The following is a 13,922-nucleotide window of genomic DNA, read 5'->3' as shown; positions in this document are numbered from 1 at the left end:
ATAGTTTTGTACCTGATAGATATAGTACTTTACATATGCAAAGGCAAGAGAATTTTGCAATATTTAAAATTTTATAGATAAGAAAAAGAGGAAAGGATTTGCTATGTGCAATCCTTTCCTCTTTATATTTTGTTATTAGTTTGATTGTATAGGCATTACTTTATGTTGAAACTAATGAATTATTATTTTCTTTTTTTACCTTTCTCTGTAGAGAATATATGTGTATCCGTTGATCCTTTATAATGAAGGTATAGCCAGATACCAAAGGATACAGCCATGACAATTAAGCTTGTAACCTGTGCTGACTTAAAGCCTAATGTTAGGTTTACATAATCTCCACGTAGGAATTCTAAGAAGAATCGCAAGGCAGAATACAAGAATGCATATAAGCAGAAGATTTGTCCTTTTTTATGAGGGAACACGTTAGCCAATAGTAAGATAACAAATAAAATAATATCTACTTGACCTTCCCATATTTCAGCAGGCCATAATGGTTGATTACCATAAGTGCGGTATGCCAAGGTAGTTTCTGGATAGAGAATACCGAAGTTTCCCCCAGTAGGGTGACCAAAGGCATCACCATTCATGACATTCGCCATACGTCCCACAGATTGACCTACCATAAGGGCTGGTGCAAATAAATCAGCAAATGCCCAAGGATCTACCTGCTGTTTCTTTAAATAGTAAATTCCAGCAATAGCACCTAATAGTACGCCACCTTGGATAGCCATGCCACCTTGCCATACGTATGGAATTTCTAATAAGTGATTATGATAGTATCCCCAGTCAAAGAAGAATACATCCCATAGTCGAGCACCGATGATACCAGCTATAGCAACAGTAATGGTAAAATCCACCATATGTTTTTCCCATCCACGGCCATCTTTTTTCATAATGAAGTAGCCTACAATAGCAGCACTAATAATACCTAATGCAAGGAGTAAACCGTAGGCGCGTACTGGAAAGCCTCCAATAAAAAATAAATATTGATGCATAGAACCTCCTATTATTTCTATTTAAAATGTTTCTAACAAATCCTACCTTTGTAGTGTACCATAAATTTTAGAGAAATAGTATAGTGTTCCCACTATATAGGCTGAATGTGATATAATATAAAGGTTAAAAGGAGCGCTTATGAAACACTTACAATTTATGAAACATATGGTGCTAGGAATATCGGCATTTAGTTTGTTTGCTTCTTATCCAGTAGCAGAGGCAGCAATCCATATTCCCTTTCCAGCACTTTCCAATTCAACAACAGTAGTAGAAGCTACACAATATGTAGGTCCTATGTTGTATATTCCAGAAAAGCAAGAAGTTACATTACCTATCACCATGGTATTTGATCCTATAGTATCAGAAACGGCGTATGATACAAAGTATGTACAGAATGGTACATCAATCATGTCTCCAAGCTGGTTTGAATTGACTTCGACTGGCCTAAAAGCAAGTCCTAAGTTATCTTATGACTACGTGAATCGTTATAAGGAAAAAGGATATCGTGTATGGCCTTTGATTACAAACCAATTCGATCCAGACATGACTAGTAAAATACTCGCTAATGAATCGATGTGGGAACGATACAAACAAGGTCTTATTAATTATGCTACAGAGTATGGTTATGATGGATATAACTTTGATTTTGAAAATGTTCATTACAAAGATAAAGCACAGCTAACTAAGTTTGTGGATTTTCTTGCTAAGGGATTGAGAGATTATAACCTACATAGTTCTATTGATGTAACGGGCTATTCTAATAGTGAAAACTGGTCTTTAGTGTATGATCGCAAGGCCTACGCTGATGCAGTAGATTATGTAGTACTTATGGCGTATGATGAAACTTGGGCATCTAGTGATATAGCTGGACCAGTGGCCTCCTATCCATGGGTGAGAAAGCATACAGAGCAAATGCTTTCCGAAGTACCAGCATCAAAACTCGTACTGGGTATTCCATTCTATATGCGTGAGTGGTCTGTACCAGTGAAAGGTTCTTGGGAAGGAAAAGCAAAAAGTAAAACACTAGCCATGTCCAAAGCCTTGGATTTAGAACGTGAATACAGAGATGTGATGCGCTGGGATGAGCGATTAAAAGGTAATTATTTAACGTTGACGAATAAAAATGGTGTCTATGGTATTTATGATGAAAAGAAACCATATGAGGGGACACTCACAAAAATTTGGTTTGAAGATCCACAGTCGTTAAGCTATAAAGTGGGTCTTGTAAAAGAATTACAACTTGCAGGCGTAGCGGCTTGGCGTAAAGGTTTTGAAGCTAGTGATGTGTGGCCGGTACTGAGCTTTGCTCTAGATGGTGCTAATACAAATAGTACTGAAAAGGGGAAAGCACTTTCAGACAAAAAAGATCATAAAAAAGAAGTAAAAAAACAAGAGAAAAAGAAAGATAAGAAGAAAAAATCTAAACATAGAGATACTTCAGAAGTGACAAAGATTTCTAAAGACGGTAAAGAAGTGGTGTTAAAATTTAAGAAACCACATAAACAGTCTGATGAAACAGGTGTTGTAAAGGTTACGAAAGAAAAAAAGTCTTTGCCTAAAGACTAAGACTTGGAGTATACTTAAGAGTATTAATACATACAATTGAGGAGGCATAGCATGTACGAAAAATACGTGGCACAAGACATTGAGAAAAAATGGCAAACATATTGGGAAGAGTCTGGGGTATTAAAAACAGAGTATGACCCAAGTAAAGAAAAATATTATGTGTTAGAAATGTTCCCATACCCATCTGGTAACTTACATATGGGACATGTGCGTAACTATTCGATTGGTGATGTAGTGGCACGTTTCAAAAAAATGCGAGGATTCAATGTATTACATCCAATGGGATGGGATGCATTTGGTATGCCTGCGGAAAATGCAGCTATTAAACATGGTGTGTCTCCTAAAGATTGGACATTAGATAATATTGCCAACATGACACGTCAGCAAAAAGAGTTGGGTTTATCCTATGATTGGGACCGTGAAGTTGCGACTTGTAAAGAAGATTACTATCGTTGGACACAATGGATATTTCAACAATTTTATAAAAAAGGCTTGGCTTATAAAAAAGAAGCCAAAGTAAACTGGTGTGAACATGACCATACAGTATTGGCTAATGAACAAGTTATTGATGGTAAATGCTGGCGCTGTGATAATGATGTAGTGAAAAAAGACTTAAAACAATGGTTCTTTAAAATTACAGACTATGCAGATCGTTTGCTAGACGATTTAGATACATTGGACCAATGGCCTGACCGTGTAAAAGCAATGCAACGCAATTGGATCGGTCGTAGCGAAGGTACACAATTTGCGTTCCATGTACCTAAAATTGATAAAACTTTTGAAGTGTATACAACACGGGTAGATACTTTGTTTGGTGTGTCCTATGTGGTGTTGGCACCTGAGCATCCGTATGTAAAAGAATTGATTCAAGATGCATCCAATAAAGCAGAGTTAGAAGCTTTCATTGAAACATTGCGCAACCAAAGTGATATTGAGCGTACTTCTACAGAAGCAGAAAAAGTAGGTATGTTCACAGGTTCTTATGCGACACATCCAATCACTGGCAAAGAAGTGCCAATTTGGATTGCTAACTATGTACTAGCAGACTATGGTACTGGTGCTGTTATGGGGGTTCCAGCCCATGATGAAAGAGACTATGCCTTTGCAAAAAAATATGATTTACCTGTGAATTGGGTCATCCAAAATACAGCACAAGATTTGGATTTTGCTTCCTTAGATACAGCATTCACTGAAGATGGTATATTGGTGAACTCCGGCGACTTCAGTGGCAAAACTTCCGAAGAAGCACGCCAAGCATTAGGTGATTACTTCACTGAACAAGGTACAGGTCGTAAAACTGTAAACTTCCGTCTTCGTGACTGGTTGATTTCTCGCCAACGCTATTGGGGTTGTCCAATTCCAGTTGTGTACTGTGAAAAATGTGGAGAGCAATTAGTGCCAGAAGATCAATTGCCGGTAAAACTTCCCGAAGATGTATCCTTTGATGGTGGTGCTATTTCTCCATTAGCTACATCTGAAAACTTCCTAAACACAACATGTCCATGCTGCGGTGGTCCTGCTCGACGTGAAATCGATACCATGGATACATTTATTGATTCCTCTTGGTATTTCTTACGCTATGCAGATGCTCGCAATGATCAAGAAGTGTTCAAGAAAGAAATCGCAAAATACTGGATGAATGTAGACCAATACATTGGTGGTATTGAACATGCGATTTTGCACTTATTATATGCACGTTTCTTTGTAAAAGTGTTACATGATATTGGTTTAGTAGAAGTAAATGAACCTTTCAAAGCCTTGTTAACACAAGGTATGGTACTAAAAGAAGGGTCTAAAATGTCTAAATCTAAAGGTAATGTGGTATCTCCAGAAGAAATCATTGCCAAATACGGTGCAGATACAGCTCGTTTATTCATCTTATTCGCAGCACCAGTAGATCGTGATTTGGACTGGAGCGACCAAGGGGTAGAAGGTTCCTATCGTTTCTTAGGTCGTGTATGGCGTATTATCGATACATACCAACAATTAGGTACATCAGGACATCATGATAGCTTATCCAAAGATGAAACAGCATTACGCCGTGAATTGCATCGTGCTATCAAAAAAGTAACAGAAGACTTAGATGGTAAATTCAATTTTAACACTGCCATCAGTACTGTTATGGAGTTGGTAAATGCTATGTACCAATTTAAAGATAGCCATGAATCTGTACAAAGCGATTTAGCAAAAGAACTAGTTGAAAAGTTAACATTATTGCTAGCTCCATTTGTACCGCATATTACTGAAGAAATTTGGCATGAATGTGGATTTGAAGGTTCTGTACATGCTGCATCTTGGCCGACTTATGAAGAATCTGCTTTAGTTGTGGATGAGGTAGAAGTGGCAGTGCAAGTAAATGGTAAAGTACGTGATAAATTGACAGTATCCGTTTCTTTATCTAAAGAAGAACTAGAAGCAGCTGCAAAAGCATTACCACGTGTACAAGAGTTTACAGAGGGTAAAACTGTTGTGAAAGTGATTGTGGTACCTAAAAAATTAATCAATATTGTAGTCAAATAAAACGAGGTTCCTATGGAAAAACGTAAGGACTATATTAGCTGGGATGAATACTTTATGGGTGTTGCCATGTTAGCAGGACAACGCTCTAAAGATCCTAATACGCAAGTAGGAGCTTGCATTGTAAGTGATGATAATAAAATTTTATCTATCGGATACAATGGTATGCCCTTAGGTTGTGATGATGATGATTTCTCTTGGAATCGTAATCGAGAAGAAGATAATAAATATTTTTATATCGTTCATAGTGAACTGAATGCCATATTGAATTATCGTGGTGGTTCCTTAGAGGGCAGTAAAATCTATGTCACTTTATTCCCTTGTAATGAATGTGCAAAGGCCATTATACAAAGTGGCATTAAAGAAGTGATTTATTGGCGTGATGATTACAAAGATACACGAGAAGTGCAAGCATCAAAACGATTGTTTCAAACTGCGGGAGTAACGATTACGGCTTATGAACCAAGTGGTAGACAATTATCGTTACAACTATAATTGTAAAGGTTACATCTGTATATAATAAGGCTGAACTTGAGGAGATATTCCTAAGTTCAGCCTTTTATGTTGGGACAGTATAATATCGAACAAAATAACGGCTAGTTCCAATTAGGACCTAGCCGTTAGTATGTTCGATGTTTATTTGTTATTTCCTATTACTTTTTTGATAGCTTTTACGCCCTTAGAAGTAATATTTTTACCAGTTTTTGTCAATCGTGTTCGAGTGCGTGTGACTCTACCCATGGCAGTCAGAGAAGACTGTTTACGTGGCTTCATGTCTCTTTCATTACCGAAGTCACCACGACGGATACTAGTAGCCTTTACTTTTTCAGAACCTACAGATCGTTGTAATTCTTTCATAATTACTTTAGGTTCTACAGATTTTTCAAATGTATATACATCTGCTGCTACATAGCCTAATTGTGGATACGCATGAAGAATTACATGGCAGTGATGGGATACAGCCACTAAGAAGATTTCATCTTCTAAAATTTGGCAATCAATTTCCTCAACACATTGATTGGTAATTGCTAAGGCGTTTACAATAGCATCTTGTAATACAGCAGGGGATTCTATTTTTTCATCGATGCAAGAATATAAATCAATTAAGACGTGCTCACCTAAAACATGCATGTTTTCACCTACTTTCATTCATAGTCTATTATATAAGATAATTTTAATTTTGTAAATTTGTTATACTTTTTTGTAATAGTAGTAATTATAAAAATTAATTATAGAATTTACTAAACTCTACTACTATGGTAAGCTATAGATAAGACATAGAAAGCTATGCCCTTTTGAACGAGTTGTTCAAACATGTAAATGATACTACATATAGTAATGCTAGGAGGTCCTATTATGAAAGCACCGTTACGTTACGATTTTGCTTCTTTTTCTACAGAAGCGCAGGCCGTATGCCCTGAACGAGTATTTACAGATTTTTTACACCGCTATGCCTATGGTGTAGATGCTTCTTGTTATTCCTATGTACCACAAGTAGTGGTGAAAGCCAATAATGAAGCAGAAGTCATTCGTATTTTAAAATTAGCAAATCAATATGGTACACCAGTTACCTTTAGAGCTGCAGGAACATCTTTATCTGGTCAAGCTTCTAGTGAACATGTGTTAGTGGTGGCTAATGATGGCTTTAAACGTATGGAAGTATTGGATGGAGGTAAAGCATTACGGTGTGACTGTGGTGTCATCGGATCTGATGCTAATGAAAAATTAGCTCCTTATGGACGTAAAATTGGTCCTGATCCAGCTACCATTGCTAGCGCTTTGGTAGGGGGTATTTTTAATAATAACTCGTCTGGTATGTGCTGTGGCACTGTAGAAAACTCTTATCAAACAGTAAAATCTGTTCGTGTTGTGTTGGTGGATGGGACTATTTTAGATACTAGTGATCCTGCAAGTGTACAAGCTTTCATGACCTCTCGTGCAGACCTTGTAAAAGGCTTATTAGACCTTCGTCAATGGATTTTTGATGATCCCGAATTAGTAGAATTAATCCAACGTAAATTTAAAATTAAAAACACTACTGGCTATTCCATTAATACCTTAGTTGACTTTGAAGATGTTGTGGATATTTTAAATCATATCTTTATCGGTTCTGAAGGTACATTAGGATTTGTATCCGAAGTAGTCTACAACACAGTAGAGGATAAAAAATTCAAGGCTTGTGGTCTTGTATTCTATAAAGAACTATCCGATGCATCTCGAGCAGTTGTAACCTTAGCGAATATGGGACGTCAATATGTAGTATCTGCGGAAATGATGGACTATCTCAGCCTTAAGAGTGTACAAAAATTAGAACAAGTACCGGACTTTGTACGTGGAGTCCCAGAGGGTACTAGCTGTATTTTATTCCAATCTGAAAGTAATAACGAACAAGAATTAGCGGAACAAGTGGAATATATCAAAGACCAATTAAAAGATATTCCTACGATTATTCCAAGCTTATATTCTACAGATCCAGCAGAATATAATTCATGGTGGTATATCCGTAAAGGATTGTTGCCAATTGCAGCAGGACAACGCAAATCTGGTTCTACGGTAATTACAGAAGATGTATGTTTTAAAATTGAAGATTTTGTTAAAGGCATCGGTATCATTACAGAGTTATTCCGTAAATATGATTTTATGGATAACGGTATTATCTTTGGACATGCTTTAAGCGGTAATGTTCATTTTATCATTACTCCAGATTTGAACGACCCAAGAGAACGTGATAATTTCAGTGGACTAGTGAAAGAAATGGCAGAACAAGTCGCTGCTGTGGAAGGTAGTATCAAAGCAGAGCATGGTACAGGTCGTATGGTAGCGCCATTCGTTGAATTAGAGTGGGGTGTGAAAGCTTACCAAGTTAACCGCCGTATCAAAGAATTATTTGATCCTAATTACCTAATCAATCCTGATGTTATCATTACAGATGATCCAGATGTATATAAAAAGAACTTAAAAGCGATGGCTGCTATTGATCCATTGTTCAATATGTGTATTGAATGTGGTTTCTGTGAAAAGAACTGTCCATCTAAAAATTTAACATTAACACCACGTCAACGTATTTCTTTAGTACGTGAAGAAACACGTCTTCGTCAAGAAGGTAAACATGCGGAAGCAGATGCTTTAGCGGAAGGCTATCAATATTATGGTGTAGATACATGCGCAGCATGTTCTATGTGTTCCATGCTATGTCCACTAGGTATTGATACAGCACAAATCGCCTTATCTGTTCGTAAAGTGACAGCAAAAGGTCATGGTATTGCAGAAGCGATTTATGACAATTTCCCAGCTACCTTAGCTGCAGCCCGCATGGGTGTGACATTAGGTGGTGCAGCAGGTAAAGTGATTACTAATAAGTTAATCTCTAAAATTACAAAAGGTGCTCACAAACTAACAGGTGTGACACCATATGCTCCAACTACATTGCCAAAAGCTAACCGCCACACATTGAAAAGCCAACGTAATACTGTAGGCAATGATAATGTTGTGTATTTCAGTACTTGTGCAAATCGTGCATTCAAACCAAATCAAGGTCAAAAAGATACTCGTAGCTTGCAACAAGTGATGGAAAATTTATGTAAAAAAGCAGGTTATAATGTGATCTATCCACCTCATATTGAAAACTTATGTTGTGGTTTGAGCTTTGAAAACTATGAAGACATTGATAAACGGGCGTTGCGGGATTTAGAAAATGCTTTATTAGAAGCTAGTTGCGGTGGTGTATATCCAGTAGTGATTGATCATTCTGCATGTTTCTCCCATGCGTTTAAACATATTAAATCTGTAACAATCCTTGATGTGTCTGAGTTCTTGTATACACATATTGTACCTAAATTAGATATTGTGAAATGTAAAGAACGAGTTATCGTTCATAAACAATGTAAAATCAAAAAAGCTGGTAAGGAAAAATATATTGAACTTATTGCACGAGCATGTACTGATGAAGTATTCAATATTAAATCCTTTGCATGCTGTGGTTTCGCAGGGCAAAAAGGTTTCTTCACACCAGAATTGAACCATTCCGCTACAAGGGATTTAGGAGATGAAGTGAAAGAGTATGGTGCAACACTAGGAGTAAGCTCTAGCTCTACTTGTGAAATTGGTTTAGGAGAACGTGCAGGTATTCCATTTATTGGTATTGCATACCTATTGGATGCATGTTCTAAATAACTGTGTAATGCAGTCATATGATATGAAAAGAAAAGCAGTCCTTTTAAGGGCTGCTTTTCTGCTAATGATATATTCTATTACTCACCAAAAATAGCAATTCCTCTTGTAGTGATTTTAATCTCTGGAATCACTGTTAAGCATAGGAAGCTTAAATTAATAAAAGGATCTAATCCACGGTTTACCCCCATAGAATAGGCAATTTCTTTCATTTCCGCAACTTTTGCATCCACAACTTCATGGCTTTCATTCGTAATCAGCCCCATAATTTCTAGTGGAAGCTCAGCGATCACTTTACCTTCACTAGCAATGACATAGCCACCACCAATTTCTTTCAAACGCTCAATAACAACTAGCATATCGTGGTCATTGTCTCCAACTACGATGACATTATGTGCATCGTGCGCTACTGAAGTACCAATAGCACCATTTTTAATATCATAGCCTTTGATAATCCCTACACCATTGTGTCCTGTTGCATGATGACGTTCAATGCATGTGATCTTATTAAATGTGCCATTTTCTATGAAAAGGTCATTGGATACAGGAACTTCTTCGTGTGTCATCTTGGTTAACAACGTGCCAGGAATTAAATTAATGATTGGCATTGGACCAGTGACAGGTAAATCTAGTTGAGATGGTTTAAATTCACCAATGTTAATAGTATGTAATAGGTGAGTAGGTGTTTTCTTCTCATGTGTATAGGTACGAGAAATCTTTTTGCCACCTACTAATACATCATGAATGGATACATCTTTATAGTCATCTAGTATAATAAGGTCAGCTTTATAACCAGGAGCAATGGCACCTTGATCACGAAGGTGATAGGCTACACAGGAATTATAAGAGGCCATTTTATAAGTTTGAATTGGGTCTAGACCAAGTTCTATGGAGCGTTTTACATTGTAACTAATATGTCCTTTAGCAATAATATCCTCAATATGTTTATCGTCAGTACAGAAAGAGTATTTATCACAACAAACACCATCTTCAATGATGCCTTTTACGATGGCTTCTAGATTATGAGCAGCGCTACCTTCACGAATTAACACTTGCACACCAGCCATGACTTGAGCTTTTGCTTCTTCATAAGATCCGGCTTCATGATTCGTACGAACACCTGCCAATACAAAGGCTTGTAGTTCCTTGTCACTTACACCAATGATATGACCATCGATAACACGGTCCTCATAGACTTCTAACTTTTTCAGCATAGGAATATTTCCGTTGATGACACGAGGAATATCCATCACTTCACCTAATCCTAAGATGCGAGGGTTTTGTTTAAGCTCGCTCAATTTTGGTGCTTCTAGTATGCAACCAGTTTCTTCACCATCGATGGCAGGAACACAAGATGGTGCCATTACATACACATGTCCCTCCACATCGTTAGTTTCATCAATGATAAATTGAATCCCTTCAAGCCCTGCTACATTACCAGCCTCATGAGGGTCGACAATGAAAGTAGTAGTACCAAATTGCAGGGCCTGATGAATTAACTCTGATGGATTAACTAGTGTGGATTCTAAATGAAGATGACTGTCTACGAAGCCTGGTACGATATATTTTCCTTGTAAGTCTAATTCTTCTTTACCTTCATAGGATCCAAGACCAACAATGACACCATTTTCAATAGCCACATCTGTTTGAACCCACTTTTCACTAAATACATCTAACACTGTGCCATGCTTTAATACTAAACTTGCTTTTTCTTTGCCCAATGCCACACTGGACATTTGACTGTAAGAATTATAGTTAATCATAAAAAGGCTCCTTTACCAACTAAATAATAAATGGCATAACTTCTTTTACGATAAAAATAAGTGCTAGTACATACATAATAAGGGAAATATCTTTTTGTCGTCCTGCTAATATTTTGACAACCACATAACTTACAAGACCCCATTCAATACCAACACCGATGGAGTAGGTAAATGGCATCATAATAATTGTTAGAAATGCGGGAATCCCTTCTGTGATATCTTCAAAATTAATTGTTTTAATACACATAAGTATCAATAAGCCTACAACAATTAAGACTGGTGCAGTGGCTGCAGCTGGAATTACCATCAATAATGGAGCAAAAAATAAAGCAACTACAAACAAGATAGAAGATGTAATGGCGGCAATACCAGTACGCCCACCCTCAGCAATACCAGCGGCGGATTCTACAGCTACGATATGTGGAGAGGCTCCAAATATACCAGCAATAGTAGTACCTAGAGCAGCTACTTTCATACAATTGCCATTCACTCGTTGACGATCTGCTTCTGGAACTTCTGCTTGTTCACTGAGACCAATCAATACACCTACGATGTTAAATAAGTTAACAAATAAGAAGGTGAAAACCACGAAGAACATATCTGCTGTTACTAATTCAGAAAAGTCAAACTTCATAAAAACAGGAGCCATACTAGGTGGCAATGATAGAATGCTATCTGGAATCTTAGTGATACCTAAAAAAACACCTAAAATGGCACAGACAATGATAGCGATGAACATGGTTCCTTTTATGCCACGAGCGGTCATTGCTGTAATTAAAATGACACCAATCATGGCGATGATGACATTTGGATCTGTAAAGCTACCTAATCCCACAATCGTGCCTTGATTCGCTACAACAATGCCAACGCTACTAAGACCGATTAAGGCGATGAATAAACCGATACCGGCGGTTACTGCTAATTTTAAATTGTGTGGAATAGCCTCAAAAATGTAATCCTTAATAGGTGTAAGTGCAATGAGTAAAATCAATAGCCCCGCAATTAGTTCAGCAGTCAAAGCAAACATAAATGAGTGGTGCATTTGGATAACGACGGTGTAGGAAAAATACGCATTAATCCCCATCCCTGAAATGCCAATATAGGGCATATTCGTGTAAAAACCTAATAATAAAGTAATAATAATACCGCAGATAGCAGTAGCTGTAAATACAGCTCCCTCATTCATACCGCTAGCACCTAAAATGATAGGATTAACTGCTAATACATAAGAGACACAGAGAAAACTCGTAATACCTGCAAAGATTTCTCGCTTAATGGTGGAACCGCGCTCCGTTACATTACATTTACGATCCCAAAAACTGTTGTTACTACCAATAGTTGGACTGGTGTTCATAAAAATACACTCCTTTCACAATGATGTTGATAGTAGACCTTTACTATGTCCTCATCATAGCATATATTCTCAGGTATTACGCATATCAATTAATCATTTTATTGTAGTTTATAAGATGATTAATTAAGTGTTTTTGAATTTATATTCGGCAAACAGGGCGAAATATACGAAATAGTTAAAGTATACCTAAAATGTCAAGTTTTTATCAATTAATGAAGGTATAATGATAACGTTGTAAATGTCCGTATAGATAAAAGACATAAATATACAAACACTTATTATACCAAATTGTAATACATGGAATTCTAAAATGTGATAAAAGTCATTTCTAGTTGTAGATATATATGAAATAGATAGATTTTTTCTAGTAAACAACGTATACTTAAGTTAAAAATGACAGAAGATATAGAAGAATATTAGGATAGAGAAATAACATGTATTAATACACAAAAATGGTTTAGAAGTAATCTATAAAGTATACTCACAATATGAGTTAGTCACATCAGAACGTATGAAAGCAATCGAAGAAGTTTTACTGCAACGAATAGAATGATTAGACGATAGTGTGAGAAGATCGTAATAGCTATATATTAGATAAATAGAAGGTTTTTCTAAAATATTAAAAAAGGAGATACTATGAAAATAAGTACAAAAATATTTGTATCAGCAGCTGTGATGGGGCAAATCTGCTTATGGACTTTTGCTATGGATGATATAGCATCTGAAACAGTTCATAGTGCTACAGGTACAAGTTCTTCTGATAGTGCATATGGTACTGAAGAGGGAGAAGAAACACTCAATGCTGGTGTAAGTAGACTTTCTTTCTTTGATTTTAAGTCAAACTATCCTAATAGCAAATTTGCTAATATTGCCCCTAGGGAACAAAAAGAGGATGAAGGAACTACTGTTGCAAAAGAAACGCACCGCTATGGGATAGATGCCATAGAAAACGAAGTGAAACGTATACATCCTTTGTGGGAGAATGCAAGATACTACACACCGAAAACAGCTTGGGAATCAGGCGGAACAGAACCTTTAGAACAGATTAGTATACATAAAGAAGAAGATTATTTTCACTTCATCACATATGGATTAACAGAATTGCATGATAAAGAGAGTAAGGACCAAACAAAAAGTGGATTTGGTACAGAATTAACATTAAAATTAAAACGTGGTGAATATAAAAATCAATCAGAGGAACGAAAAGAACTGCTTTATATAGCGTTGCTTTTACAGAAGTTTGCAAAATATATTATACAAGAAAATAGTATAGTAAAGCCTTATGAAGATACTTATTTAGTGAAAGCTAGTTCTTCAAGGAAAAATATCGGTATAGATATTGCAGGTACATCTAACATTGTTGCATTTATTACAGTTCCCGATAAGGACTTACAATCTCTTGACACACCATATGGTCGAGTTGACTTTATTGCACTGATTGGAATTACAAAAAAAGAGTTACAAGCGATTAGGAACCGAAAGATTACTGAAAAAGAATTGTACGAAAAACTTGGCACTGATGTGACAAGTTACAGGAGAAAATCTGTCATATAATA

Annotated in this window: 9 protein-coding genes; 5 read left to right on the top strand and 4 right to left on the bottom strand. The window is 36.6% G+C overall.

Annotated elements, in window-relative coordinates:
• Positions 1 to 182: 182 nt before the first annotated feature.
• Positions 183 to 995 (bottom strand): prolipoprotein diacylglyceryl transferase, encoded by an 813-nt coding sequence (lgt, locus tag EO121_RS00715; protein WP_127165331.1) that lies wholly within the window; start codon positions 993 to 995, stop codon positions 183 to 185.
• A 139-nt stretch (positions 996 to 1,134) separates the two neighbouring features.
• On the opposite strand from lgt, the gene EO121_RS00710 reads away from it, so the two are divergent.
• Genes EO121_RS00710 through EO121_RS00700 form a run of 3 tightly spaced genes read left to right on the top strand, consistent with a single transcriptional unit; the run spans position 1,135 to position 5,574 of the window.
• Positions 1,135 to 2,562 (top strand): glycosyl hydrolase family 18 protein, encoded by a 1,428-nt coding sequence (locus tag EO121_RS00710; RefSeq protein WP_127165330.1) that lies wholly within the window; start codon positions 1,135 to 1,137, stop codon positions 2,560 to 2,562.
• Positions 2,563 to 2,613: 51 nt separating this feature from the next.
• The gene (gene leuS / locus EO121_RS00705) at positions 2,614 to 5,082 is read left to right on the top strand and encodes a leucine--tRNA ligase (RefSeq protein WP_127165328.1); all 2,469 of its coding nucleotides are present in this window, start codon (positions 2,614 to 2,616) and stop codon (positions 5,080 to 5,082) included.
• Between the two features lie 12 nt (positions 5,083 to 5,094).
• On the top strand, positions 5,095 to 5,574 hold the full coding sequence (locus EO121_RS00700) for a dCMP deaminase family protein (RefSeq protein ID WP_009354146.1): 480 nt from the start codon (positions 5,095 to 5,097) through the stop codon (positions 5,572 to 5,574).
• Positions 5,575 to 5,715: 141 nt separating this feature from the next.
• Here the strand turns inward: EO121_RS00700 and EO121_RS00695 are convergent, their stop codons facing one another.
• A complete protein-coding gene (locus tag EO121_RS00695) occupies positions 5,716 to 6,210 on the bottom strand; it encodes an S-adenosylmethionine decarboxylase family protein (protein ID WP_164725813.1) in 495 nt (164 codons plus the stop codon).
• Positions 6,211 to 6,435: 225 nt separating this feature from the next.
• On the opposite strand from EO121_RS00695, the gene EO121_RS00690 reads away from it, so the two are divergent.
• A complete protein-coding gene (locus EO121_RS00690; protein ID WP_127165324.1) occupies positions 6,436 to 9,252 on the top strand; it encodes an FAD-binding and (Fe-S)-binding domain-containing protein in 2,817 nt (938 codons plus the stop codon).
• A 77-nt stretch (positions 9,253 to 9,329) separates the two neighbouring features.
• Here the strand turns inward: EO121_RS00690 and ade are convergent, their stop codons facing one another.
• Positions 9,330 to 11,012: an adenine deaminase gene (gene ade / locus EO121_RS00685; RefSeq protein WP_127165322.1), complete on the bottom strand. Its 1,683-nt coding sequence runs from the start codon at positions 11,010 to 11,012 to the stop codon at positions 9,330 to 9,332.
• Between the two features lie 19 nt (positions 11,013 to 11,031).
• Positions 11,032 to 12,366, bottom strand: a complete 1,335-nt coding sequence (locus EO121_RS00680) for an NCS2 family permease (protein ID WP_127165320.1) — start codon at positions 12,364 to 12,366, stop codon at positions 11,032 to 11,034.
• Between the two features lie 636 nt (positions 12,367 to 13,002).
• Here EO121_RS00680 and EO121_RS00675 point away from each other — a divergent pair.
• Positions 13,003 to 13,920, top strand: a complete 918-nt coding sequence (locus EO121_RS00675) for a suppressor of fused domain protein (protein WP_127165318.1) — start codon at positions 13,003 to 13,005, stop codon at positions 13,918 to 13,920.
• Positions 13,921 to 13,922: the final 2 nt, after the last annotated feature.

The sequence above is a fragment of the Veillonella sp. CHU732 genome, assembly GCF_003992085.1.
In the GTDB taxonomy this organism is placed as follows: domain Bacteria; phylum Bacillota; class Negativicutes; order Veillonellales; family Veillonellaceae; genus F0422.
Note: the sequence above shows the minus strand (reverse complement) of the source record. Positions and strands in the feature narration are given on the sequence as shown.

Excerpts from the sequence above, each read along its gene's own strand:
- lgt (WP_127165331.1), bottom strand. The coding sequence starts at position 995 with ATGCATCAATATTTATTTTTTATTGGAGGCTTTCCAGTACGCGCCTAC.
- EO121_RS00710 (WP_127165330.1), top strand. The coding sequence starts at position 1,135 with ATGAAACACTTACAATTTATGAAACATATGGTGCTAGGAATATCGGCA.
- leuS (WP_127165328.1), top strand. The coding sequence starts at position 2,614 with ATGTACGAAAAATACGTGGCACAAGACATTGAGAAAAAATGGCAAACA.
- EO121_RS00700 (WP_009354146.1), top strand. The coding sequence starts at position 5,095 with ATGGAAAAACGTAAGGACTATATTAGCTGGGATGAATACTTTATGGGT.
- EO121_RS00695 (WP_164725813.1), bottom strand. The coding sequence starts at position 6,210 with ATGCATGTTTTAGGTGAGCACGTCTTAATTGATTTATATTCTTGCATC.
- EO121_RS00690 (WP_127165324.1), top strand. The coding sequence starts at position 6,436 with ATGAAAGCACCGTTACGTTACGATTTTGCTTCTTTTTCTACAGAAGCG.
- ade (WP_127165322.1), bottom strand. The coding sequence starts at position 11,012 with ATGATTAACTATAATTCTTACAGTCAAATGTCCAGTGTGGCATTGGGC.
- EO121_RS00680 (WP_127165320.1), bottom strand. The coding sequence starts at position 12,366 with ATGAACACCAGTCCAACTATTGGTAGTAACAACAGTTTTTGGGATCGT.
- EO121_RS00675 (WP_127165318.1), top strand. The coding sequence starts at position 13,003 with ATGAAAATAAGTACAAAAATATTTGTATCAGCAGCTGTGATGGGGCAA.